Source organism: Nocardia gamkensis NBRC 108242 (assembly GCF_001612985.1).
GTDB lineage: Bacteria > Actinomycetota > Actinomycetes > Mycobacteriales > Mycobacteriaceae > Nocardia > Nocardia gamkensis.
Genome location: NZ_BDBM01000021.1, coordinates 54,837 through 79,439 on the forward strand (window position 1 = coordinate 54,837; position 24,603 = coordinate 79,439).

Consider the following 24,603-nt stretch of genomic DNA (forward strand, 5'->3'; position numbering starts at 1 on the left):
GGTGCCGGACCGCGTTGCGGCGCACGCCACCGGACGGCCTGAGCGGCGCGCGAAGCCGGTGCAGCCGCCTTCTCATCGGTGAAGAATCCCGCCGCACGGCTATAGCATCTGGCGCGTTACTGCCACGCGGAACGGGACGAAGATATGACCAGCGGTATCCGGAATCCTCGTCCACCCGCTCGGAACAGCCGTCGCCGCAGATCAGCCGACTCCGCCACGCCGACGTTCACCGCCCTGCTGGCCGCCGCGGCGGAGCACAATCCCGACGGCGTCGCGGTTCTGGACGGCGACACCACGATCACCTACCGCGACCTCGACGCCCGCTCGTCCCAGCTGGCCCGCACGTTGATCTCGGCGGGCGCGGGTCCCGAAACAGCTGTGGCGGTGGCGCTTCCGCGATCCCTCGAATCGGTACTCGCGGTGTGGGCGATCGCCAAGACCGGCGCCGCCTTCGTTCCGATCGATCCGGCGCTTCCGTTGTCGCGCATCACGTTCCAAGTGATCGACAGCGGTGCCGCGCTGGGGCTGACCCGGACCGGGCTCGCGACGACGCTGCCCACCGAGGTGCACTGGCTCGCGCTGGACGACGCGGAAGTGATCGCGCGGGTAGCGGCGAACCCCGCGAACCCGATCGCGTACTTCGAACGGACGGCGCGAGTTCGAGCCACCCACGCGGCCTACCTGATCTATACCTCGGGATCTACCGGACGCCCGAAAGGCGTCGCCGTCACCCATGCGGGGCTCGCCCCGCTGTGCACCGAATTGGCCGCGCGGCACAGGTTGGACAAAGACTCGCGGGTACTGCACTTCGCGTCACCGAGCTTCGACGCCTCGATTCTGGAGCTGCTGCTCGCGATCTGCTCCGCGGCGACTCTCGTGATCGCCCCGCCCGGCCTCTACGGCGGCACCGCCTTGGTGGAACTGCTCGCGCGGCACGCGATAACCCATGCCTTCCTCACCCCGTCCGCGCTGGCCACGATCGAGCCTGCCGGACTGCCGGCCCTGCGGTCGGTCCTGGTCGGCGGTGAGCCCTGTCCCCCGATGTTGCCGCAGCATTGGGCTACCGACGGCCGCCTGTTCCACAATGCCTACGGCCCTACCGAATCCACCATCGTGGCGACACTCAGCCCGGCGCTGTCGCCGGACACGCCGGTCACCATCGGATCTGCCGTGCCGGGCACGCGCTGCCAGGTGCTCGATCATCGGCTGCGGCCGGTCGGCATCGGCGTCGTCGGCGAGCTGTACGTGGCCGGACCCGGCGTGGCGCGGGGATATCACGGACGCCCCGATCTGACCGCGCAACGGTTCCTCGCCGATCCGTTCGGACCGCCCGGTTCCCGGATGTACCGCACCGGCGATCTCGTCCGGCGCACCGCCACCGGTGATCTCGATTATTTCGGAAGGGCCGACGACCAGGTCAAGGTCCGTGGCTTCCGCATCGAGCTCGGCGAGATCGACGCGATCCTGTCGACGCAGCCCGGCGTCCGGCTGGCGGTGACCGTCGACCGCAAGACCGCCGTGGGCGAGACCACGCTCGCCGCGTTCGTCCAGCCCGAGCCGGGACACGCCCCGGACCCCACCGCTCTGGCCGGCGCGCTCGCCGCGCTGCTGCCGAAGTACATGGTGCCCAACACGATCACCGTCGTCGAACGGATCCCGCGCACTCCCACGGGCAAGGCCGATCGGCCCGCACTGCGTCTGCGCGCCCTCGACGAGCCGGACTATCGGCCCGCCGCCGACCTCGGCGAGGAAACGGTCGCCGAGGTCCTCGCCCGCGTGCTGGGCAGGGAGCGGTTCGGCGCCGACGCCGATTTCTTCGCAGCGGGCGGGAATTCGCTGCTGGCGACGCAAGTCGCCGCGCGGTTGAGCGAAATCTGGCGGCTGCGCATTCCGCCGCGACTGGTGTTCGACCATCCCACCGTCGCGGGCTTGTCGAAGGCGATCCGCTCGCAGCAATTCGACACGGCGCGCCCGGTTCTGCGTGCGCGAACCCGGCCGGAACGCATCCCCCTGTCCCCCGCCCAGCTGCGGTTCTGGCTGCGCAACCAGTTCGACACGACGTCCTCGGTGGACAACATCGGCTTCGCGCTGCGGCTGTCGGAGCTGGACGTGCCCGCCTTGCGCGCGGCGTTCGCCGATACCGTCGAACGGCACGAGTCGTTGCGCACCAGATACCCCGCCGACGAAACCGGACCGCGACAGTTGATCCTCGACACCGAACGGGTGGTCGAGGATTTCGCGGTCGAGGAACTGTCCGACAACGCGGTGCCCGGCAGGGTACGCGCGATCCTGCGGCACGGGTTCGACGTAGCGGCCGAGGTGCCGCTACGTGTCCGGCTGCTGCGCACTCCCACCGAGTACGTGCTGGTCTGCGCCTTGCACCACATCTGCGCCGACGGGTCCTCGCTGGCGCCGCTGGCCCGCGACGTGGCCCTGGCCTACGCCGCCCGGAGCGCGGGCGCCGCTCCGGCCTGGCAGCCGCCGGACGTCCAGTACGCCGACTACGCCCTGTGGCAGCGGGATCTGCTCGGTTCCCGCGACGACCCGGATTCGCCGCTCTCGCGGCAACTGGCGTACTGGACCGGCGAGCTGGCAGGCCTGCCCGACGAACTCGACCTGCCCGCCGACCGGCCGCGCCCGCCGGTGGCCACGCTGCGCGGCTCGGCCACCCAGCGGACGGTGCCCGCGACCCTGCACCGCGACCTGCTCACCGTCGCCCGCGCACACCGGGCGACGCTGTTCATGGTGATGCGCTCGGCGCTCGCCGTGCTGCTGTCCCGCCTGTCCGGCAGCACCGACATCGCGATCGGCGTGCCGATGACGAACCGGGCCGAGCCCGCGCTCGCCGACGTCGTCGGCATGTTCGTCAACACGACCGTCTCCCGGACCGGGATCGAGCCCGCGGAGAGTTTCACCGCCCTGCTGCGGCGCACCAGGGAGCGGGATCTGGTCAACTTCGCGCACTCCGAGGTGCCCTTCGAGCACGTGGTCGACGCGGTCGATCCGACCCGCTCGCCCGGGCGACACCCGCTCTACCAGGTCGGCTTCGCGTTCCAGAATTTCACGCAGGCCACCCTGCAGCTGTCGGGGCCCAGCGTGTCGTTCCTCGATGTGGACGCCGACACGGCGAAGACCGACCTGCACATCGGTGTGGTCGACACCCGCGACGCAGACGGCGAGCCGGGCGAGATCATCATCCGATTCGGTTACAGCACCGACCTGTTCGACGAACACACCGTGCAACGTTTCCTCGACGGTTACATCCGCATCCTGCTCCAGGTCGCGGCCGACCCCGGTGCCGTCGTCGGTGACATCGACATCATGGACCCGGTCGAGCACAAGCGCATCCGTTCCTGGGGCGCAGGAGCCGAGCACGAGGTCCCGGCAGAGCCGCTCACCGCCGCGACGGCGCGGCAGGCCGCGGCGACCCCGGACGCGATCGCCGTGGTCTGCGGAACCGAGACCCTCACCTACGCGCGACTGCGCGAGCGGACCGCCCGCCTGGCGCGCTGGCTGATCGAACGGGGCGTGGGTCCGGAGACCGTCGTTGCGGTGGCGATGCGGCGGTCGATCCAGCAGGTGGTCGCGCTGAACGCGATCGTGGAGGCGGGCGCGGCATGGGTGCCGATCGATCCGGGCCATCCCGCCGAGCGCATCCGCTACGTGCTCGAATCGGCGGCGCCGCGATGCGTGCTCACCACCGCCGCCGACGGCTTCACGGCCGCCGAGGCCTACGACGTCGACACCTTGGACCTCGACCGCTTCGGTCCTGAGCCCGTGGCCGACGCCGAGCGCCGAGCGCCATGGCGCGCCGACCAGCCCGCCTACCTCATCTACACCTCCGGCTCGACCGGCCGCCCCAAAGGCGTGGTGGTCGGCCATCGGGCGATCGTGCACCAACTCGCCTGGATGCAGGCCGAATACGACGTCGACGCCACCGACGTCTATCTGCACAAGACGCCCGCGACCTTCGACGTGTCCCTGTGGGGCTACTTCCTGCCGCTGCGCGCGGGCGCGCGGCTGGTCCTGGCTGGCCCGGACGAGCATCGCGATCCGGCGGCGCTGGTCCGGCTGATCGCCGAGCACCGGGTGACGCTCACCGATTTCGTTCCCGCGATGCTCACCGTCTTCGCCCAGCACGCGAGCGAGGACGAACTGTCCTCGCTGCGCGCGGTCTTCGTCATCGGTGAAGCGCTGCCTCCGGAGACCGCACGGGCTTTCGCGAGCGTGGCCCGGGCCGACTTGCACAACCTGTACGGACCGACCGAGGCCGCGGTGAGCATCACGCAGCACGCCGTCTCGGCTGCCGACCGCACCGCTCCCGGCGTTTCCATCGGTGTGCCGGAATGGAATTCGCGCTGCCACGTACTGGACGACCGTCTGCGGCCGGTTCCGGTGGGCGTGGCGGGCGAACTCTACCTGGGTGGAGTTCAGCTGGCCCGCGGCTATCACGGCGCGCCCGGCCTGAGCGCGACCCGGTTCGTCGCCGATCCGCTGCACCCCGGCGAGCGGATGTACCGGACCGGCGACCTGGTGCGCTGGAACCGCGGCGGCACACTGGACTACTTGGGCCGCACCGACTTCCAGGTCAAGGTCCGCGGCCATCGCATCGAACTCGGCGAGATCGAAGCGGCCTTGCTGGCCGATCCGGCGGTCGGCCGGGCCGCGGTGGCGGTCAAAGGCTCCGATGCGGGAGACCGGCTGGTCGGCTACGTGGTTGCCGCGCCGGGGGCCACGGTCGATCCGGACGCGGTGCGTCACTCGGTGGCCCGGGTGCTGCCCGGTTACATGGTGCCGTCGGCGGTGCTGGCGCTCGACACGTTCCCGGTGAACACCAGCGGGAAACTCGACCGCGCCGCGCTGCCCCAGCCGGTGTTCACCGCACGCGCCGGCGTGCGCCCCGGCACCCCCCTGGAGCGCACGATCGCGGAAGTCTTCGCCGATGTGCTCGCCGTGTCCCCGATCGGGGTGAGCGACGACTTCTTCGAACTCGGCGGATCGTCACTGCTCGCGTTCACCTTGCACCAGCGGCTGTCGGACCGGCTGCGGCGCGACGTGCCCATGTCGGCGATTCTCGCGGCCCCGACCGTCGGCGGCCTCGCGGCGCGGCTGACCGGCGAGTGCGCGCCCGCCGCGCCGACGCCGGAACGCGACGCCGTTCTCGAGCCGGAGATCGGCATCGCGGGCTGCGCACCCGCGCACAGCGGGCCGCCGCAGGAGGTCCTGCTCACCGGCGCGACCGGCTTTCTCGGCGCGCACCTGCTGCAAGAACTGCTGGATCGCACCGAGGCGCGCGTGTGGTGCGTGGTGCGCGCCGACGACGCCGAAGAGGGCATCGACCGGATCCTGAATGCGCTGAACCACTACCGGCTCTCGGGGACGACCGCCGCGGAGCGGATCGTCGTCGTCGCGGGCGATCTCACCGCACCGCGCCTCGGCTTGGATCCTGCCGACTACGACTGCCTGGCCGACAGTATCGATGCGATCTACCACAACGGCGCGCGCGTCAATCACGTCGACCCCTACGCCCGGCTACGGCAGGCCAACGTGGAGGGCACCCGGGAGTTGTTGCGGCTGGCCACCACTCGCCGGGTGAAACCGTTCCATCTGATCTCCACGATGGGCGCGGCCGTCGGCGCCGCACCGGAATCTCCGGTCGTCGCCGAGGGCGTCCGCTTGCGTGCCGACCAGGTGCCAGGGAACGGCTATCTGGCGTCCAAATGGGTTGCCGAGGAACTGGTCCGCCAGGCGGGTGAGCGCGGGCTGCCGATCGCCATCTACCGGCCGGGCACCATCTGCGGCTGCCCGGAGGTCGGGGTGAACAGCCCGGACGATTCGCTGTGGAACATGGTCCGCGCCGCCGTGATGCTCGGTATGGCGCCCGATGTGGGCGACGCCACCGTCTCACTGGTTCCGGTGAGCTATGTGGCGGGCGCGGTGGTGGAGATTTCGGCCCGACCGCGCCCGGAAACCGTGTTTCACCTGGTCAATCGGGCCCCCGTCGCGGTCGGCGACATTCTCGCCAGTCTGCGCGCCCACGGGCTGCCGGTGGCGACGATGCCGGAGGACGCCGTGCGCGCGGGTCTGGTCAGGGAAGCGCGCCGCCGTGACGCGCTCGGCGACGATTCGCTGGTGCGCGCGGCGCTGCTGAGTCACGATTTCGCCGAACTCGCCGGTCACCTCGACTGGGCCGACGAGCACACCCGCGCGGCGCTGGCGGGCACCGGCGTGGACTGCCCGAAGGTGGACCGCACGGTGGTGGACACCTTCGTCCGCGAGTTCATCGAGTCCGGTTTCCTGCCCCGGGATTGAGGAAGCTCAGTACCCCGGCGGGACGGTGGCCCGCTCGGCGGGCTGCTCGGTGTGCTCGCGGGCCTGCGCTCGTGCGCGCACCTGCTCCAGCACGATCAGGCCCACCCCGATCACCAGGAAGACGGCCGCGATGATCGCGGCTACGGCCGATAGCTGGGCGAATCCCCAGCCCGCCAGTACCGCGGCGGCTATCGCCACCGCCGCCGCGACCAGCAGCAGCCCGTAGCCCGGCCAGTTCCTGGTGTCGGCCATCGTCGCGCCGGGCGCGGGCGCGGGGTCGCGCGCGATGTCCGGAGCGTTATCGATCGGAGGGATCTCCCATGGCCCGTCGTCCGCTGTCACCGGTGTTTCCTCCCGCCACGATACCGGCCGTTTCTTCCGGTACCTGATGCGGAGAGGATGCCCGCATCATCTCCACCGAAACCGCCGCCCCCGGCTTCAGTTGTAGGTCTTGGTGACTCCCTCGAGCAGATGCTCGAGCGTGTCGTAGGTCGGGGTGGCGACGACGTCCAGCAGATCCGCGGCCACCGGAGCGTTGCGTTCGGCGGCGACCTTCGCGAACTGGGCGCCGTCATTGGTGCGGAAGCCGTGCTCGGCGGCCAGCCGCTGCAACTCCGGATCGGTGGACAACAGGCGACCGAGCCGGTCACCCGTCTCGCCGAACGGCACCAGCGTGTGCCGGGACAGCACCGTCGGAGACGGGTACACCAGCGTCATCTCGGGTTTGATCTGGCCGCGCACCAGCGCCTCGACGTACTGCGCCTCGTAGATCCACGCCATCGGCGTCGGGCCCATCCCCGTGGCGAGGTAGTTGTTGAACGGGCCCTCGGTGGTGTTCTCGGTGTAGCCCTGGCCCACGAACAGCCGCGACACCGCGGGCAGGACGGCCTGCTCGGCGGTCTGTCCCTGCACGATCGTGTTGTTGTTCGCGGCATAACTCGCCGCGGCCAGATACATGGCGGCGGAATTCGAGCTACGCGGGTCGGTGGTGGAGATCAGGATGTTCTTGCGCACCGGGTAGGCGGTGTTGTCGGGCAGCTCGTCCCAGCGCGTGCCGTTGCGAACGAGTTCGAGGTAGCGGCGCAGGTCCAGCGTCGGCACCGGGCCCGGGCGCACCGCGCCCGCCCGGGTGAGCAGATCGGTGATCGGCGCGAACGTCGCGACGGCCATCGGCGAGGAGAACGGCGTGTACTTGGCGGTCACATTGCGCTGCCGCTGGATTCGCTCGGCCGCCTGCTCACTGGAGGGGAAGGCGAAGTCGAATTTCGCGAGATCGATGGACGTGGCGATCTGGCGCGACCCGGCGGGCTCGACCTCCACACGCACGCCGCCCCGCGCCAGCGCATCGATCACCTTCGGGTCCTGGAAGAACGGCATCTTCTCCGACCCGACCACGCCGCGCGCAACCGTGAGCGGCGCGACGGGCGCCGGAACGGCCGCGGGCGCTTCGGGACCGGGTTGCCGCACGGCGAGAACGACGGCGATCACCGTCAGGATCACGACGGCGCCCACCGCATAGGGCGCGAAACGCTTCTTCGACGACCACAAGTCACGCAGCCGCGACAGTGTCCCCGAAGGGCTCGCGGAGGGCTCGGGCGCCTTGTCCATCGGGACCGTAGCGGGTTGGACTTCCGCTTCGGGAGACCTCTCCAACTCCCGTCGCACCACGCGCTCGATCAGGATCGGAACGAATTGCCGCACCGGATGGCCCGCGAACTTCTGCCGGGCCGCGCCCACGGTGCTCTCGATATGCTCGGGAGAATAGGTCTCGGTGTAGTTTTCGACCAGCCGCTCCGTCATCTGACGGATCGCCTGTTCCTCGCGGACGGTATCGACAACCACCACAGTCTCCTCGGCGTCGGGGGTAACGCGGCAGCGTCTCCGGCCTGCACCGCGCCGGCCAACACTAGCCCCATCACGCGACCGCCGACATCCGCGCGGACTTCCCTCCGGTGAACGATTTCGGCTGCGCCGGAGCGCATCTCACGACGATGCGCGGGTCTGTCTGCCCAGCTCACAGGCTCGCGATCGACCCGAGCAGAGCGCACGCAGCAGCACCGTGCCACCGCGGGCGGTGCAGAACCCGCCATGGAGAATTCAATGGGCAATCCCCGACCCGCCACCACACGTTGTATTCCCGTTTCCCGCCGCCGCGCGGACGGGACGGGCCCATCGACGCCACACTCGTGGCGCTCGGTGTCCCACCCCACCGGACACCCTCGTCAGCGGCAGAAAGTTACCTCCGGGTAGCGCGCACCGAGGAGTTGACGATATCGTCAGTGTATTGCTGTCGAAAGGAGCCCTATGTCTCGCGTCGCTGTGGTCACCGGTGCGTCGTCCGGAATCGGGAAGGCCACGGCCGCCGCACTGGCCGGGCGGGGATATCGCGTGATCGGAACCAGCCGCAACCCCGCCACCATCGGCTCCGACGCCGTTGTTCCCGGCGTCGAGTACCGGGCGCTCGACCTCACCGACCCGTCGTCGATCGCTGCCTTCGCCGCCGGTCTGGACCAGGTCGACGTGCTGGTGAACAACGCGGGCGAAAGCCAGGCGGGCCCGCTCGCCGAACTACCCACCGACGCCGTCGAACGGCTGTTCCAGCTGAATGTGCTCGGACCTGTCGCCCTGACCAGTGCGGTGCTACCCGGCATGCGGGAACGCAGGTACGGCCGCGTCGTCATGGTCGGATCGATGCTCGCCAGCTTCCCGATGCCCTACCGCTCGTCCTACGTCGCCACCAAGGCGGCACTGCGCGGCTTCGCGGTGGCCGCCCGCTTCGAGGAATCCCCCTTCGGCGTCTGGATCACCGCCGTCGAGCCCGGCCAGATCGACACCGGACTGCGCGAGCGCCGCACCAAGTACCTCACCGAAAACTCGCCCCACACCGCCGATTTCACGACGTTCATGGCGAAACTCGACGAAAAGCAGGCAAAGGGCATCACGCCGGAGAAGGTCGCCACCACGATCGTCAAGGCGATCGAAGCCGACCGCCCCCATCCCCTCTACGCCGTAGGCAGCAACGCCCCCGCCCTCTTCACCCTCCGCCGCCTGCTCCCCCGCACGGTCATGGAACGCATCATCGCCCGCGCCCACGGCCTTTCGCGCTGATCGCGCCGCAGCTACGTCCCGTGATGATCCGACCGTCATCGAGAACGATAACGCTGGGTTGGACAGTCTTGGCAACGGCACCGGTAGCGAAGTTGACCACGTAGAGCTGGCCGGAGTAGCAAGTTCTGCCACCGCCTAGGTCCAAGGTGCGGCCGGGTTTGTCCAAAGACTTCGAGATGGCCACGTCGGCAATGTCACGCCAGTTCCCAGTCGGACTCGAACCGACACGGTGCGGATTCTAAAAATCGCGGATCGGTGGAACCGGTCGGCGTTGCGGTGCGTCATATCTAGTGTCACCACAGTTCTCAGCGGGGCGGACGTCGAAAGGGTGACGGCGCAACACAATTTATCGGGGTGGGTAATCTATGAAGATTCGTAAGTCTGTTGTGACGGCATTTGCCATCGGCGCGTTTACAGCGTCGGGGATGATCACCGGCCCTGCCACGGCGACTGCGGCGTCTGGGGCGTGTGCCGGAAACTTTCATGTGATCAGGGCCGTGAACGGGTACATCGAATGGGGGCTGACGTCCCAGTGCACCGGTGACGACTGGCACCCGCACAAGGTCACCGTTCAACTCGAGACGCAGGTCGGCGACTCGTGGGTACAGGTGTTACGCAGGAGCAGCCTCGCTTTCGATGAAGGGAAGCCGGTGGTTGTCCTGCAGTATCACAACGATCGGTGTCGGACGAACACCACCAACAGGTACCGGGCGAAAGGCTGGATCAGCGCCGGTAAGCACGCGACCTCCGGGACGTCGGAGGTGGCCACGCTGCCCTGCGGGGATGTCGAGGGCAGAGGATAACCGCGGCCGGTTCGACGTCGATCGGGTGATCGTCACCCGATCGCCGCCCATGCCGAGGGGACCGGTGCACAGCAGAAGCGGCCGGTGCGCGTCACTGTTACGTTGATCGAGGCCGATTGCCGGGCCCGAACCGGCCGTTTCCGCGTCCACCACCGCGATCCAGAGGAGCACAGCCGACGATGTCACCGAGCGAGCGCACTACCGATCGTGTCCTGGCCGTGTGGTCACCCCCGGAATTCGTGTCCGACGGCAGCAACGGAATTCTGAGCTGGGTCGGACCGGCGCTGCGTACGCCGACCGGGTTGCGGTTGTCTCTCGCAGCGCAAGCGGTCGGCGATGCCGCGCCGTCGTTGCGGACTTACCAGGTCGGGGTGTCGGCACTGGCCAACGGTGTGGCGACCGAGGTCGGCTGGGGCAGCAGCTCGTCCGACACCCACGCCGGTACCACCTTCACATTTCCGGATCTCGACCCGGATACCGCACCGGTCGACATCGAGTTGACCATCGACGACGTCACCACCGACGGTCCCTGGGTGAGGCGACTGTCTCGGCCGAAGGACACCGTCTACTCCGCGCCGCTGTGCGATCCACGGGGACGATTGGCCATGCTGACGGATCCAGCCTTCGTCAGCGACGATGGAGATCCGATCGAGGCCTGGATCGGACCGATCACGCTCGATCCCAACGGAATCGAGTTCCTCTACACCGCAACCGCGCTCGACGAACGCGCACCATCGATCTGGGACTACGAGGTCGATGCCGTCCTGCGCTCCAACTTCGGGACATCGGAGGTGGTGGCCGGTGAATCGACCTCGGCGACACGAACGATCAGGACCTTCCAGGCTCCGATTCCGGACGACATCGCGGACCCGCCCTGGGATTTCGAGCTGATCCTGACCGACCACACGGCAGGGCTAACTTGGTCGACGGAGTTCTCCTGGAGCGGGCCGACGCCCTAGCGCAGGCACCCCGAGCTTCTTCGTCGAGGTCGGACGTAGTTGGCGCGACCCGAGAAAACTCACAGGTCAAGAGCGACTGTCCCACCTCGTACGTAATCTTCCGACTCAGGACGGTGGTCGTGCGGACTCATTGCGGACCGAAGGCGCCGACACCGGCAAGCCTGGCGACAGGAAGCGGATCTATCCGCGACCTCGCTGGTGCCCCCAGTCGGACTCGAACCGACACTTGGCGGATTTTAAGTCCGCTGCCTCTGCCAATTGGGCTATGGGGGCGTCCGGGACAGCGTACCGAGTCGTACGGCTGTACCGGAATTCCGAGTGTTCCTCGGGGTGGCGGGGCGTCGGCCGTGGGCGGATGCCGGAGGGCGCGGTCGGGTGACCGGCGCCGGTGGCGGTTGTTTCGAGCCCGGGTCGGCTGGCGTCCCAGAGAACTAGATCGGTCTGGGCGGGCCGGTGTTAACGTCCGCCGGTCGGCTCGGCGTGTCGGGCGTCAGCGCCGGGGCGGCACCGGGATTCGGGCGAGGTCGGTGGCGATGTGGATCTCGCCGGTGAAGTACTTCGCCGCTTCGGCCAGGTGCTCGTCGAGGTCGCGGTAGCGCTGGGAGAAGTGGGTGAGGACCAAGGTGCGGACGCCCGCGTCGGCGGCGGCCCGCGCGGCTTGGCCCGCGGTGAGATGGCCGTATTCGACGGCGAGGTCTTCGTCGGCGTCCAGGAAGGTGGCTTCGATGACGAGCATGTCGGCGTCGGCCGCGAGTTCGCCGACACCGGCACACAGCCGGGTGTCCATCACGAAGGCGAAGCTCTGACCGGCACGGGGTTCGCTGATCTCCGCCAACGTGATGGTGCGACCGTCGAACTCGACCTCGCCGCGCTGTTGCAGTTCGGAGATGATCGGCCCGCGCAAACCCAAGGCGCGCAACCGATCCGGCAGGATGCGCCTACCGGGCGGCTCGCTGAGCCGATAGCCGAAGGTGTCCACCGGATGCGAGAGCCGTACCGCCGTCACCGTGAACGGCGCCCCCGGCAAGTCCACGGGGCCGGGGCCCGCGACCGGGCGCGGCCGCAGTTCGGCGCGGCGATAGTAGGACGTCGCGTTGACCAAGCGGTCGTAGTACACGGCGCCCGACGCCGGGAAGCAGACGTCGACAGGATGCGGCACCCGATCGAGGTTGATCCGCTGCACCACCCCGGCCAGCCCGAGGCTGTGGTCGCCGTGGAAATGGGTGATGGCGATCCGGCTGATCCCGGTGACGGACACACCGGCGTAGGTCATCTGCCGCTGCGTACCCTCACCGGGGTCGAACAGGATCGCCTCGTCGTCCCACCGGAGCAGGTACCCGTTGTGGTTCCGCTGTTTCGTCGGCACCTGACTCGCGGTTCCGAGAACAACCAACTCACGCTGCGACACCGCGTCAGGCTATCCGCCGGCCTCCGGCACGCCGAACAGGGCCGCGCTACCGGGTGGCCGCGGCCTTCCGGACCAGGGAGTGGCGCCGGGAGTAGGCGAAGTAGACGACGAAGCCGATCAGCATCCACACCAGGAACCGCAGCCAGGTCTCCACCGACAGGTTCAGCATCAGCCACAGGCACGACAGCACCGCGAGGATGGGGATCAGCGGCACCAGCGGCACCCGGAATCCGCGCGGCAGGTCCGGACGCGTGCGCCGCAGGATGAGCACGCCGATCGACACCAGCACGAACGCGAACAGCGTCCCGATGTTGACCATCTCCTCCAGCGTGCCGAAATCCACGAACCCGGCCAGCAGCGCGCACGCCACACCGACGATGACGGTGACCCGCACCGGAGTGCCGTTGGCGCCGGTGTGCGCGAGCCTGCGCGGCATCAGTCCGTCGCGCGCCATCGCGAACAGCACCCGGGTCTGTCCGAGGTACATCACCATGACCACTGTGGTGAGCCCGGCGAGGGCGCCGATGGAGATGATGTTCTTCGCCCAGGTCACCCCGTGGATGGCGAACGCCGTCGCCAGCGTCGCGTCGCCGCCGGACAGCTCGGTGTAGGGCACCATGCCGGTGAGCACGAGCGACACCGCGACGTACAGGACGGTGACGATCAGCAGCGAGCCGAAGATGCCGCGCGGCACCGCCTTCTGCGGGTTGCGGGTCTCCTCCGCGGTCGTGGCGACCACGTCGAAGCCGATGAACGCGAAGAACACCAGGCTGGCCGCGGCGAGCAGGCCGTACCAGCCGAAATTGCTGTCCCCGGCGCCGGTCAGATAGGAGAACAGCGACTGCCGCAGGCCCTCGCCCCGCTCACCGGGTTGCGACGGCGGAATGTAGGGCGAGAGGTTCGAGGACTTGAAATAGGTGAAGCCGACGACCAGCACCAGCGCGATCACACCGAGCTTGATGGCGACCGCCACCGCCGACACCCGCGAGGACACCTTGGTGCCGGTCGCGAGCAGCACGCCGAGCACGGCGATCAGCAGCACCGCGCCCCAGTCGAAGGTCACCGGGCCGAGGTGCACGATCGGGGAGATGTCCCCGAGCACCTCGCCGAGGTACTGCGACCAGCCCTTGGCCACCACCGCCGCGGCGAGGGCGAACTCCAGGATCAGGTCCCAGCCGATGATCCAGGCGACGAGCTCGCCGAAGGTGGCGTAGGAGTAGGTGTAGGCGCTGCCCGCCACCGGCACGGTGGACGCGAACTCGGCGTAGCACAGCGCGGTCAGCCCGCAGGCGATCGCGGCGAACACGAAGGCCAGCGAGACCGACGGTCCCGCGACATTGCCCGCGGTGCGTGCGGTGAGGGTGAAGATGCCCGCCCCGACCACGACGGCGACGCCGAAGACGGTGAGGTCCCAGGCGGTCAGGTCCTTGCGGAGTTTCGAGTCGGGTTCGTCGGTGTCGCGGATCGACTGTTCGATGGATTTGGTGCGGAACAAACCGCCCCACCGAGACGAGACATCACCCGCCGGATCGGCTTGTGGCCCGGGGTTAGTCACGCGTTCTCCTTAGATCGTGCTGCTGTGCTTGGTGTTCTGTACCCATACGGCGAGGTGATGCACGCCGGCCAGGAATTTGCTGATCCATGGTGCGATGGCGGCGACGATCAGCCCCCGCACAAACCATGACCGTCCCGGCGGTACCGGAAATCGGCGAACTCGTGACCTGGGTCATAGAACCGAGCCAAACTACCCGACATCGACATTCCGAGACCAACCGAGCCGTGGTGTTGCCGCTTCAACCATTCTTAGAAGATCGCAGCTCGAGCAGCGTTGTGGAGGATTCGTATGTTCTGTTCACGCCCCTGGGGCAACCGGGTCGCGGCAGGTGGTTTGCCCGCCACACCACCGGGCACCCCGCAATCGACAGGCAAACCCGCAACGCCATACCCCCAGAAAGCGTTGAGCTGATGGTCCACGTGGAAATCACCGTGCCGACGACACCGGAACAGGTCTTCGACGTCCTCGCCGACGGATGGCTGTTCTGCGCCTGGGTGGTCGGCGCCACGCACATCCGCGACGTCGACGGCGAATGGCCCGGCGTCGGCTCCCAACTGCACTACAGCGCGGGCGTATGGCCGTTCACCGTGAACGACACCACGCAGGTGGTGTCGGTGGAGCCGCCGCACATGCTCGAACTCGAGGCCAAACTCTCGCCGCTCGGCGCCGCGTGGATCCGTCTGGAACTCGTCGAGACCGCACCCGGCGAGACCCAGATCCGGATGTACGAGCACGCCGAGCGAGGGCTGGGCAACCTTGTGCCCAACGTTCTGCAAGAGCTGCTCTTGGTGCCGCGGAACAAGGAATCGCTGTCCCGGCTCGCCGATATCGCGCTGGGCAAAGCCCGTCTCGCGGGCCGCACGCAAGCCCGCCCGGGAGAGGAGACACACGCCGAGGTACGGCTCGACGGTCACGTGCCGCAGAACTGACCGGTCCGGTCGCCGGATGGGGCCCGGTCAGGCGATCGACAGGGCGATGCCGTCGAGGATGTCGTGCTCGCTGACGACCAGCTCGGCGATGCCCGCGCGCCGGGACAGTTCCTCCGCGAGCACCTCCGTGATGACCGCGCCGCCGCCGATCACGTCGACCCGGCCGGGGTGCATCGGCCCCAGCGCGGCGCGCTGATCGTGGTCCATGGCGATCAGCCGGTCGCAGACCTGGCGGACCTGGTCCATCGTCAATCGGGTGAGATGCACCCGCTCCGAGTCGTATTCGGGAAGATCGAGCGCGACCGCGGCCAAGGTGGTCATCGTGCCCGCCACGCCGACCCAGGTGTGCGCGCCCTCCACGGGGACGTGCGTGAACGCTTCGGTCAACCGCTCGGTGGCGAAGGCGCGGGCTGCGGCGATCTCCTGGGCGGTGGGCGGGTTGCCCGCGAGGCAGCGCTCGGTGATCCGGACGCAGCCGATGTCGGCGGAGAACGCCGATCGCACCCCCGCGCTGTCCCCGAACACCAGCTCGGTCGATCCGCCGCCCAGATCCACCACGACGAAGGGACCCGAGGCGCTGGACAGTTCGCCGATCGCGCCCGCGAACGACAGGCGTGCCTCCTCGTCGCCGGTGATCACCTCGGCTTCCGCACCCGCGACCACGGTGCCGAGTTCGGCCTCGGCCATGGCGAAGAAGTCCTCGCGGTTGGCGGCGTCCCTGGTGGCGGAGGTGGCCACCATCCGCACCCGGCCGACGCCCGCCGCACGCATCAGCGCGGCGTAGTCGGCCAGGGCGGCGCGGGTGCGTTCGATCGCCTCGGGCGCGAGCGAACCGGTAGCGTCGACCCCTTGGCCGAGACGGACGATGCGCATCTCGCGGTGCACGTCGGCCAGGCGCCCGTCACCGAGCACGTCGGCGATCAGCAGCCGGATAGAGTTCGTGCCGCAATCCACGGCGGCTACGCGGTCACTCATCACTGTGCTCCAGTCTCTCGCGGGCCGGTCGGGCGCGGCGCGGGCCAATCGGCCGGAACGGCGGTGCCACGCAGGCCGTGCTCGGCGGCCAGCGCCACGGCCTCGTCGCCGAGCGGATTCACCCCCGGCCCCTTGGCCAGTGCGTGCGCGATCAGGACGTGCAGGCACTTGACCCGCTCGGGCATCCCGCCGCCGGTGAAATCCGTACCGAGCGATTCGATTTCGTCTCGTTCGGCCAGATAGCTCTCGTGTGCGGCGCGATAGGCGGCGGCCAGCTCCGTGTCGGAGGCCAGCCGCTCGGTCATCTCACGCATCACACCGGCGGATTCCTGCCTGCTCGCCTCCGCGGTGAGCCGGGGATCGGTCAGATAGTAGAGCGTCGGGAACGGGGTGCCGTCGGGCAACCGGGGCGCGGTCTTCACCACGGCCGGGATCCCGTCCGGGGTGCGATAGGCGATGGCGAGCACGCCGCGCGGCGCACGGCCGAGCTGCTCGGCGATGATCGCGAGATCCTGGTCGTTCGGGGCGGTCACCTAGGTCCTTCCAGTACTTGCGGTGCGGCGGGCGGCGCCGGAGCGGCCCCGGGCGTCGGCTGTGGCTCGGCGATGCTGCGCCACAGTTCGGTGTACCAGGGGTCGGGTTGTCTGGCTCTGGTGGGGGCCGGGGGCGGGGCGGGCGCCTCGATGCCGGGCACCTGCACGATGTACGGCGTCTCGCCGGGCAGCACCAAACGAAGGCGGTCCCGCGCCTCGGTCCGGATGTAGGCCGGATCCTGTTGCTGCGCACGGCGATCCCGCAACCGGGCCAGATCCGCCTCGAGTTCCTCGCGCTGCTGCGCGAGCTGCGCGGCCTCCGCGCGCTGGGTGAAGTACGTGCGCATCGGCACGGCGAGGGTGAGCGCGAGCCCGCACACCACCATCGCGAGGATCACCGCCTTGCCGGTGGAGAGCCCCAGGAACGTGTGGTCGTGCCTGCCGACGGCCGAACCCCGCGCGCTCTTGCGCGGTTTCGGCTTCTCCGCGGTCTCCGATCGCCTGCGGCCGCGCTTGGCCGCGGCATCGGCCGGGCGCGATCCGTCGGCACGCGACGTGCGGCGGTCCCCACGTCCGGCCGGACTGGTCCCACGCGCACGTCGCTCCGTCATCTCACGCCTCGGTCTCTGCTTCGCGGCACTCTCGGGGCCCTGGGTGGTCACGCACCGCTACCTCCTGAGGGCCCGTCGCTCCTACCGCAGGTCAGCCTTCGAACGCGAAGCGAGGAAACGCGACGTCGCCGGCGTAACGAGCCGAATCGCCGAGCGCGTCCTCGATGCGCAGCAGCTGGTTGTACTTGGCGACCCGCTCGCTGCGAGCGGGGGCGCCGGTCTTGATCTGGCCGCTGCCCACCGCGACGGCGAGATCGGCGATGGTGGTGTCCTCGGTCTCACCCGACCGGTGCGACATCATCGTCTTGTAGCCGTTGCGGTGCGCCAGCTCCACCGCGTCCAGGGTCTCGGTGAGCGTGCCGATCTGGTTGACCTTCACCAGCAGCGCGTTGGCGGCGCCCTTGGCGATGCCCTCTTCCAGGCGCTCCGGGTTGGTGACGAACAGGTCGTCGCCGACGAGCTGGATCTTCTCGCCGATCTGGTCGGTCAGGGTCACCCAGCCGTCCCAGTCGTCCTCCGACAGCGGGTCCTCGATGGACACCAGCGGGTAGGCGCCGATCAGGTCGGCGTAGAACTGCGCCATCTCCTCGGCCGAGCGCACGACGCCCTCGAACTTGTAGCCGCTGCCGGTGCTGTAGAACTCGGTGGCCGCGACGTCCAGCGCGAGCGCCACGTCGCTGCCCAGCTTCAGGCCGGTCTTGGCGATGGCCTCGCTGATCAGGTCGAGCGCGGCCTTGGTGCCCGCGACGTCGGGTGCGAAACCGCCTTCGTCACCGAGGCCGGTGGACAGGCCCTTGGCCTTCAGCACCGACTTCAGCGCGTGGTAGACCTCCGCGCCCCAGCGCAGCGACTCCTTGAAGGTGGGCGCGCCGATCGGGGCGACCATGAATTCCTGCACGTCGACGCCGGTGTCGGCGTGCGCACCGCCGTTGAGGATGTTCATCATCGGGACGGGCAGCACATGCGCGTTCGGACCGCCGAGGTAGCGGAACAGCTCGAGCCCCGAGGACTCGGCGGCGGCGCGGGCCACGGCCAGCGAGACACCGAGCAGGGCGTTGGCGCCGAGCCGGGACTTGTCCTGGGTGCCGTCCAGGTCCAGCAGCACCTGATCGACGGTGCGCTGCTCCACGGCGTCCAGGCCGATGACGGCGGGCGCGATCTCGTCGAGCACACCATCGACCGCCTTGCGCACGCCCTTGCCGCCGTAGCGTTCGCCACCGTCGCGCAGTTCGACGGCCTCGTGCTCGCCGGTGGACGCGCCGGAGGGCACGGCCGCCCGGGTCAGGGTGCCGTCGTCGAGAGCGATCTCGACCTCGACGGTGGGGTTACCGCGGGAATCCAGGATCTCGCGAGCTCCGACCTGTTCGATGATGGCCACGAAAACGACACTCCTTCGGCTGCTGACACGGTTGGTCTCACGGGATGGGCCGTGCGTTGCGAGCCTATCGTCCCGGCAGCGAGGCGGGTAACCGGCACTCCGGGGACCGGAGGATCACACCCGGCGGCCGACGCTGTAGCTCGCGGCTCGATCGCGCACCGTCAGCAGGTAGCTGCGCGACTGGTTGTAGGTGAGCAACGCGCGCTGCCAACCGTGCTCGGAGGTGAGATCGCCGCCGCTGGCGCACAGGTACCTGGCGGCGGTCAGCGCGGCGTCGTCGATGTTCTGCGGATCCGCGGTCGCGTCTCCGTTGGCGTCGACCCCCCAGCGCTTCCAGGTCTCCGGGATGAACTGCAGCGGGCCGACGGCGCGGTCGTGCACCGGGTCGCCGTCGAGTGCGCCGCGGTCGGTGTCCTCGACCAGCGCGACGCCGGGTGAGCCGTCCAGCGGGATGCCGATGATCGGCGGGCGGATCGAGCCGTCATCGCCGAGCCGCGCACCGCGATGGGTGCCGTGCCCGCTCTCCACGCTCGCGATGCCGGCCAGCGTCGTCCACGCGATGCCGCAGTCGGGGCGTGCCCTGGTCATCACGGCCGCCGCGTAGCCGTACGCCTCCAGGGCGACCTGCGGGATGCCGAGCCGCCCGGCCTGCTCGCCTGCCCAGCCGCGCAACTGGACGGCCGTGCGGCCGGGAGCGTCCAGGTCGATCACGGGCAGCGGCGCCCCGGGTCCGGGCGGAATGCCCTCCGGGATCGGGGTGCGGTCGATCCCGCAACCGGCGAGCCCGAGAATCACCACGACGGCGGCCGAGACGCCGGTCTTTCGCAACACCCCTTCCATGATCCAGGTGACGGCTCGTGCCCGCGGGAAGCCGGTGACGGAGTCCACGGCGTGTCGGCCGTGCGCATGACCCGCGGCGGTTCAGACGAGCAACTCGTTGGTCGCGTTGTGCGTCGGCGCGGCGAGAACGGTTCCGGTGTGACCCGATTCGGCGATCCGCCCCTGATCGAGGACCAGCAGGCCGGGACAGTATTCGGCGACCAAGGCCATGTCGTGGGTGATGATCAGCAGGGCGGTGTCGCGTTCGGCCCGGATCCGGTACAGCAGCGCCATGATCGCCGACGCGGTGGTGTGGTCCAGTGCCGAGGTGATCTCGTCGCACAGCAGCACGGCGGGTTCGGCGGCTAGGGCACGCGCCAAGGCCACGCGCTGGCGTTGTCCGCCGGACAGCTCGTGCGGGTAGCGGGCGGCCAGGTCGGCGGACAGTTCGACCGCGGCGAGCAGTTCGGTGACCCGCCGCGCGAGGTCCCGGCGCGCGACGCGCCCGATCCGCCGCAGCGGACGACCGAGCGTCTGCGCCACGGTGCGGCGCGGGTTGAGCGCGGAGCGCGGGTTCTGGGTGACCAACTGAATGCCGCCCGCACCGTAGCGGATTCGCCTGTTCGCGCCCACGACGATCGGGTTGCCGCGCAACTCCAGTGATCCGGTCGCCGAACGGTGCAACCCCGCGATGACGCGCGCCAGAGTCGTCTTGCCCGCGCCCGACGCGCCGACCACCGCGAGCGCCGAGCCCGCTTCGAGCGCGAAATCGATGTCGGCGAGCACCTGGTGGCCGTCGATCGAGGCGTTGATCCCCTCGGCGCGCAGCGCGGGGGCCGGCGGTCGATCGTCCGTCGCGACGACAACCGGGGACGTGTGACCGTCGCTCGCCGGGTCGCATCCGTCCGCCCGCTTCGGCTCGTCGCGTCGAACAGCCACATCGTTGGGCGGCCGTGCCGAAGCGTCCGGACCGGTGCGTTGCTCGCGTCCGCCCGCCGCCGCGGTTCGTGCCGGATCGGAGCCGCCGGGCCGCAACCATCCACTGTCGGGCACCGGCGCGAGCTCGGCCCGGCCACCGACCGCCATGGCGGCAACCGGATCAGCGGACGTGGCGGTCGGCAGGCCCGGTGCGGAGTCGGTCACCACACCGGAGGCTCGCCCTGCTGTAGCGGTCGCCCGAACCGGAGGCGCGGATACCTGAGGCACCACACCGAGTTCGACGATGTCGTCGGCGATCGAGTGCACGAGGGCGGTGTCGTGACCGGACAGCAGGATCGCCGTCGACCGCTCACGGGCGAGCGCCGCGAGTTGTCCGGCGATGTCGGTACGTAGCGCGCCGTGCAGCCCGGCGAGCGGCTCGTCGAGCACCAGCACGCCGGTGCGGCGGATCAGCGCCCTGGCGAGGGCGACGCGGCGCTGCTGGCCGCCGGAGAGTTCGCCGGGACGGCGGCGCAGGTAATCCGGCGACAGTCCGACCAGTGCCAGCGTGTCGGTGAGGGTGGACTCGGGCGCGTCCGGAGCGACCTCGCGCAGCAGGGCGCGCACGCGCAGCAGCGGATTCAGCGCCGAACCCGGGTCCTGCCCGACGAAGGCGATGTGCCGACGCCGAAACCTGTGCAGGGCAGGACGATCGAGCGTCAATACGTCGTGCCCGGCGACCGACGCCGATCCCGTCGCGCGCGCCTGAGCGGATGGCAGCTGCCCCAGCAGTGCCCGCATCACCGTCGTCTTACCCGACCCGGACGGGCCCGTCAGCGCCGTCACCGTGCCCGCGGGAATCCGGAAAGTCGCGGGACCGGCCAATTCACGGCCGTTCGGTCCCAGCACGGTCAGACAATCGACCGAGACGAGATCGGTCGCCGCACCCTCCGCCGCAGCCGCCGGGCAACCGCGTTTCGTCACGTTCATTCCCGCTCCCCTCGCCCGAACACCGAGACCGCCAGGTTCACGCTCACCGCGACGATCGCGATCGCGAGGCTGGGGGCGAGCACGGCCCATGGATTGAGCAGCATGCCGGAGGTGTTCTCGCGCACCATGACCGCCCAGTTGGTCGCGCCGAGCGTCGTGGGCAGTTGCAGGAAGGACGCCGTGCTCACGAGATAGACCCCCGCCACGAAACGCAGCCCGAGCTGGGTCGTCGACACTTCGCGCAGATTCGGGATCACCTCCCGGAACACCAGGTGCGTCAGCGGCTCACCGGCGGCCCGCGCGCTCTCGACATATCCGGATGCCGCGACCCCGGCAGCGGCGGCGGTGAAGATCCGCGCGCAATAGGGGACGCCGAACAGCAGCGCCAGAACGATCAGGCCCCAGGTGCCCGCGTCGGGCCACGAGGTCAGCACGAGCAGGATCCCCAGCACCGCGGGCAGCAGGATGAACAGGTCGGTGCCCAATTCGATCCACTCGCCGATCCGCGGGCGCAGCGCCGCGACCGCGCCGAGGACACACGACACCCCGGTCACCGTCACCGCGATGATCGCGGCAACCAGCAGCAATCCCCAACCGCCGTACAGCAGTTGGCTGAGCACGTCGCGGCCCAGCCGGTCGGTGCCCAGCGGCGCGCCCGCGCCGGGATCGGCGAACGGGATGCCGATCGCTTGCTCCGCCGGGTGCGGCGCCAGCGTCGGGCCCAGCGCCGCCAGCAGGGTGACCAGCAGCGCGGGCGCGACCGTCAGCCGGCCGAGCCGTCGCCGCGCCGGACTCGCGACCTCGGAGGAGAGCTTCATCGCCGCCCCCGCAACGACCAGCTGCGGATGCCGTCGGCGGCGGCCAGCATGATCATGATGATCACCCCGGACAGCGCGACCACCGCGGCGACCACCGAGGTGTCCCGATCGGACACCGAGCCGGCCAGGACCGCACCGAGACCGGGGTAGTTGAAGACCGTCTCCACCACCAGGGCCCCGCCGAGCAGCATCCCCACCGTGGTGGCGAAGCTGGCGACGATGGTCGGCAGCGCGAACGGCAGCACGTGCCGAACCAGCACCGTCCTGCTCGAAATCCCGTCCAGCACCGCGCTTTCCACATGCGGCGCCAGCGCTGCGTCGGCCAGGGCGGCACGCACCACCCTGGTGTTCCAGCCGGCCTGGGGCAATGCGAGCGCCAGCACCGGCAGCACCAGCATCTCGGGCCCGGCGGGCATCCCGGAACGGCCGGTGATGGTGACCGCGGGCAGCCACCCGAGCGCCAGCGCGAACACGAGGATCAGCAGCGTGGAGATCACGAACTCGGGGACCGCCACGGCGGTGGTCGTCGTCGGCTGCAACACGCGCGCGGCCACGCTGCCCGGACGCGTCGCCCACCACGCGCCGAGCGCGAGCGACGCGAGCACGGTCACCGCGAGGGCGAGCCCACCGAGCAGCAGCGTCGGCGGGAACTTGTCGACAAGCAGGTCGTTGACCGGCCGTCCGCGCGCGGTGCGCCCGAAATCACCGGTCACGACGCCGGATATCCAGTGCCAGAACCGCACCGTCAGGGGGCGGTCCAGTCCGAGTTCGTGTTCTTTGGCCGCGATCTGCTCCGGCGTGGCCTCCCGGCCGAGGACGGCGCGGGCGGTGTTGCCCGGCAACAGGTCCACGGCGACGAAGACGCAGGCCAGCAGCGTCACCAGCAGGATGACGCGCCGGAGCAGGAGTCGCGCGAAGGAGATCACCCGGCCAGCCAAGCCCTTTCCAATTGGACGCGGGCGAAGCCGCCGAGCGTCGGCAGGTCGCGCACCCGGGACGCGGCGATGTCGATACCGTCGGCCATGCCCCAGACCAGGTATCCGCCGCGCTCGTACTGGATGCGCTGTAGTTCCTCGGCGGCCAGCCGATATTCCTCGTCGCTGTGCGCGCCGAGCGCTTTCGCCGTGGCCGCGTCGAACGCCGCGTCCTTGAAGGCCGTCTCGTTGCGATTCGATCCGCCCGCCAGCAACTTGCTCGCGAAGAAGAGCGTGGAATCGTTCGTGCCCCAGGAGATCGTGTACAGCGGCGCCTTCAGCCAGGTCTGGTCGTAGAAGGCGTTCGGCTCCTGGGTGACCACGTCCAGCCGCACACCGATCTCGGCGAGCTGGGTGGCGATCACCTTCGCCGACTCCACCTCACCGGGTGCCTCGGCCTTGGTGACGAACGGATAGCCGCGCCCGGTGTCGAAATTCGCCTCGCGCAGCAGCGCCTTCGCGCGGTCCACGTCGCGGGTGCGCTGGGCGAGGGAGGTGTCGTAGAGCGGGTCGCCGGTGCCGAGGACGTCGTTGGCCACTGTTCCGTATCCGGAGTGCACCTGGTCGACCAGAGCTTTGCGGTCGACGCCGAGCCGCAGGGCGGTGCGCACCCGCGGATCGGCGAACGGCCCGTCGGAGGTGCGCATGGCGACGCCGACCACCGTGTCGTTCGCGCGGCGCACGACAGTCAGGTCACCGCGGCCCTCGGCGGTGCGTCCCGCGATGGCGCCGACGTTCGAGGCGAGGTCGATCTGCCCGCCGAGCACCGCGTTGCCCAGCGCGGTCACGCTTTCGAACATGGTGACCTCGATGGCGTCCAGCGGCGGCGGCCCGCCGTGCCACTGCTCGTTGCGCACCAGCCGGGCGTTGCCGCCCTGATAGGACTCCAACCGGAACGGTCCGCTGCCGACCGCCTTGGTGAAATCGGTGCTGTCCTTCTTCACCGTGAAGGTCATCAGCCGGACAAGCAGCGGCAGTTGGTTATTCGGCTCGGGCACCGCGAGGATCACGCGGTTCGGCCCGTCGGCGGCGATGTCCTCCACGGCCACCGGCATTTTCGACGCGCCGCCGACCGTGCGCAGCCTGCGCAGCGACCACACGACATCCTCAGACGTCACCGGTGATCCGTCGTGGAAGGTCACGTTCTCGGCGAGGGTGAAACTCCAGCGCCGCCGATCGGCATCCGGCTCCCAGCGGGTGGCCAGGCGCGCCACGACATTCGGGTTACCGCCCGGCACGGTGAGCGCGTCGTACACCAGGGAGGCGATCAGGAAGTCGCTGTCGTTGCTGAGGTTGGCGTGTGGGTCGCGTTCGATGCGAGCCGCGGTGCCGAGCGCACCCACCCGCAGTGTGCCACCGCGCCGCGCGGGGCCGGACGAGTCCGCGCCGTCGGAACAGGCGGCTACCAGCAACACCGCCCCCGCCCCGAGACTCGACCGCAGCAGTTGCCGTCGATTCAAAACCATTGCGCTGCCCTCATTCCTGAACCGAACCCACCTCGGTACCGCCCACC

The 24,603-nt window shown here is 69.7% G+C and carries 18 protein-coding genes and 1 tRNA gene; 5 read left to right on the forward strand and 14 right to left on the reverse strand.

Annotated elements, in window-relative coordinates; translation table 11 throughout:
• Positions 1-144 precede the first annotated feature (144 nt).
• The gene (locus NG1_RS18725) at positions 145-6,312 is read left to right on the forward strand and encodes a non-ribosomal peptide synthetase (protein ID WP_062972540.1); all 6,168 of its coding nucleotides are present in this window, start codon (positions 145-147) and stop codon (positions 6,310-6,312) included.
• Between the two features lie 6 nt (positions 6,313-6,318).
• Here the strand turns inward: NG1_RS18725 and NG1_RS18730 are convergent, their stop codons facing one another.
• Both NG1_RS18730 and NG1_RS18735 read right to left on the reverse strand, forming a co-directional pair.
• Positions 6,319-6,654 (reverse strand): hypothetical protein, encoded by a 336-nt coding sequence (locus NG1_RS18730; protein WP_062972542.1) that lies wholly within the window; start codon positions 6,652-6,654, stop codon positions 6,319-6,321.
• A 96-nt stretch (positions 6,655-6,750) separates the two neighbouring features.
• Positions 6,751-8,154, reverse strand: a complete 1,404-nt coding sequence (locus tag NG1_RS18735; RefSeq protein ID WP_245659951.1) for a three-helix bundle dimerization domain-containing protein — start codon at positions 8,152-8,154, stop codon at positions 6,751-6,753.
• A 462-nt stretch (positions 8,155-8,616) separates the two neighbouring features.
• On the opposite strand from NG1_RS18735, the gene NG1_RS18740 reads away from it, so the two are divergent.
• The 3 genes from NG1_RS18740 to NG1_RS18750 all read left to right on the forward strand — a co-directional run bounded on the left by NG1_RS18740 (position 8,617) and on the right by NG1_RS18750 (position 11,182).
• Positions 8,617-9,420, forward strand: coding sequence for an SDR family oxidoreductase (locus NG1_RS18740; protein ID WP_062972544.1), 804 nt, complete (start codon positions 8,617-8,619; stop codon positions 9,418-9,420).
• Between the two features lie 365 nt (positions 9,421-9,785).
• Positions 9,786-10,223 carry a hypothetical protein gene (locus tag NG1_RS18745; RefSeq protein ID WP_157114116.1) on the forward strand — a complete coding sequence of 146 codons (438 nt, stop codon included), beginning with the start codon at positions 9,786-9,788 and terminating at the stop codon, positions 10,221-10,223.
• Positions 10,224-10,402: 179 nt separating this feature from the next.
• Positions 10,403-11,182 carry a hypothetical protein gene (locus tag NG1_RS18750; RefSeq protein ID WP_157114117.1) on the forward strand — a complete coding sequence of 260 codons (780 nt, stop codon included), beginning with the start codon at positions 10,403-10,405 and terminating at the stop codon, positions 11,180-11,182.
• A 196-nt stretch (positions 11,183-11,378) separates the two neighbouring features.
• Here NG1_RS18750 and NG1_RS18755 read toward each other — a convergent pair.
• From NG1_RS18755 to NG1_RS18765, 3 genes are all read right to left on the reverse strand, one after another.
• Positions 11,379-11,455, reverse strand: a tRNA-Leu gene (locus NG1_RS18755).
• A gap of 217 nt (positions 11,456-11,672) precedes the next feature.
• Positions 11,673-12,590, reverse strand: coding sequence for a ribonuclease Z (locus tag NG1_RS18760; RefSeq protein ID WP_062972550.1), 918 nt, complete (start codon positions 12,588-12,590; stop codon positions 11,673-11,675).
• A 46-nt stretch (positions 12,591-12,636) separates the two neighbouring features.
• On the reverse strand, positions 12,637-14,145 hold the full coding sequence (locus tag NG1_RS18765; protein ID WP_062972552.1) for an amino acid permease: 1,509 nt from the start codon (positions 14,143-14,145) through the stop codon (positions 12,637-12,639).
• A 410-nt stretch (positions 14,146-14,555) separates the two neighbouring features.
• Between NG1_RS18765 and NG1_RS18770 the strand changes: the two genes are divergently transcribed.
• Positions 14,556-15,074, forward strand: coding sequence for an SRPBCC family protein (locus NG1_RS18770; RefSeq protein ID WP_063910373.1), 519 nt, complete (start codon positions 14,556-14,558; stop codon positions 15,072-15,074).
• A gap of 27 nt (positions 15,075-15,101) precedes the next feature.
• Here the strand turns inward: NG1_RS18770 and NG1_RS18775 are convergent, their stop codons facing one another.
• The 9 genes from NG1_RS18775 to NG1_RS18815 form a co-directional block, all read right to left on the reverse strand.
• Complete coding sequence (locus NG1_RS18775) at positions 15,102-16,049, reverse strand: Ppx/GppA phosphatase family protein (protein ID WP_062972553.1); 948 nt, start codon at positions 16,047-16,049, stop codon at positions 15,102-15,104.
• Entirely contained in the window at positions 16,049-16,582 is a 534-nt protein-coding gene (locus NG1_RS18780) for a DUF501 domain-containing protein (RefSeq protein WP_062972555.1), read from the reverse strand. The genes NG1_RS18775 and NG1_RS18780 overlap by 1 nt, the downstream gene beginning before the upstream one ends.
• Positions 16,579-17,193, reverse strand: a complete 615-nt coding sequence (locus NG1_RS18785) for an FtsB family cell division protein (RefSeq protein WP_062972557.1) — start codon at positions 17,191-17,193, stop codon at positions 16,579-16,581. The genes NG1_RS18780 and NG1_RS18785 overlap by 4 nt, the downstream gene beginning before the upstream one ends.
• A gap of 91 nt (positions 17,194-17,284) precedes the next feature.
• A complete protein-coding gene (gene eno, locus NG1_RS18790) occupies positions 17,285-18,571 on the reverse strand; it encodes a phosphopyruvate hydratase (protein ID WP_040869660.1) in 1,287 nt (428 codons plus the stop codon).
• A gap of 114 nt (positions 18,572-18,685) precedes the next feature.
• Complete coding sequence (locus NG1_RS18795; protein ID WP_062972655.1) at positions 18,686-19,411, reverse strand: lytic transglycosylase domain-containing protein; 726 nt, start codon at positions 19,409-19,411, stop codon at positions 18,686-18,688.
• A gap of 81 nt (positions 19,412-19,492) precedes the next feature.
• Positions 19,493-21,298 carry an ABC transporter ATP-binding protein gene (locus NG1_RS38380; protein WP_062972559.1) on the reverse strand — a complete coding sequence of 602 codons (1,806 nt, stop codon included), beginning with the start codon at positions 21,296-21,298 and terminating at the stop codon, positions 19,493-19,495.
• The gene (locus NG1_RS18805) at positions 21,295-22,116 is read right to left on the reverse strand and encodes an ABC transporter permease (protein ID WP_062972561.1); all 822 of its coding nucleotides are present in this window, start codon (positions 22,114-22,116) and stop codon (positions 21,295-21,297) included. Before NG1_RS18805 ends, NG1_RS38380 begins: the two co-directional genes overlap by 4 nt.
• Positions 22,113-23,054, reverse strand: coding sequence for an ABC transporter permease (locus NG1_RS18810; RefSeq protein WP_245659952.1), 942 nt, complete (start codon positions 23,052-23,054; stop codon positions 22,113-22,115). The genes NG1_RS18805 and NG1_RS18810 overlap by 4 nt, the downstream gene beginning before the upstream one ends.
• Positions 23,039-24,556, reverse strand: coding sequence for an ABC transporter substrate-binding protein (locus tag NG1_RS18815; protein ID WP_062972563.1), 1,518 nt, complete (start codon positions 24,554-24,556; stop codon positions 23,039-23,041). Before NG1_RS18815 ends, NG1_RS18810 begins: the two co-directional genes overlap by 16 nt.
• Between the last annotated feature and the right edge of the window lie 47 nt (positions 24,557-24,603).

Bases quoted from the DNA above. Each gene is read 5' to 3' on its own strand.
- NG1_RS18725 (WP_062972540.1), top strand. From the start codon at position 145: ATGACCAGCGGTATCCGGAATCCTCGTCCACCCGCTCGGAACAGCCGT.
- NG1_RS18740 (WP_062972544.1), top strand. From the start codon at position 8,617: ATGTCTCGCGTCGCTGTGGTCACCGGTGCGTCGTCCGGAATCGGGAAG.
- NG1_RS18745 (WP_157114116.1), top strand. From the start codon at position 9,786: ATGAAGATTCGTAAGTCTGTTGTGACGGCATTTGCCATCGGCGCGTTT.
- NG1_RS18750 (WP_157114117.1), top strand. From the start codon at position 10,403: ATGTCACCGAGCGAGCGCACTACCGATCGTGTCCTGGCCGTGTGGTCA.
- NG1_RS18770 (WP_063910373.1), top strand. From the start codon at position 14,556: ATGGTCCACGTGGAAATCACCGTGCCGACGACACCGGAACAGGTCTTC.
- NG1_RS18775 (WP_062972553.1), bottom strand. From the start codon at position 16,049: ATGAGTGACCGCGTAGCCGCCGTGGATTGCGGCACGAACTCTATCCGG.
- NG1_RS18785 (WP_062972557.1), bottom strand. From the start codon at position 17,193: ATGACGGAGCGACGTGCGCGTGGGACCAGTCCGGCCGGACGTGGGGAC.
- NG1_RS18795 (WP_062972655.1), bottom strand. From the start codon at position 19,411: ATGGAAGGGGTGTTGCGAAAGACCGGCGTCTCGGCCGCCGTCGTGGTG.
- NG1_RS38380 (WP_062972559.1), bottom strand. From the start codon at position 21,298: ATGAACGTGACGAAACGCGGTTGCCCGGCGGCTGCGGCGGAGGGTGCG.
- NG1_RS18805 (WP_062972561.1), bottom strand. From the start codon at position 22,116: ATGAAGCTCTCCTCCGAGGTCGCGAGTCCGGCGCGGCGACGGCTCGGC.
- NG1_RS18815 (WP_062972563.1), bottom strand. From the start codon at position 24,556: ATGGTTTTGAATCGACGGCAACTGCTGCGGTCGAGTCTCGGGGCGGGG.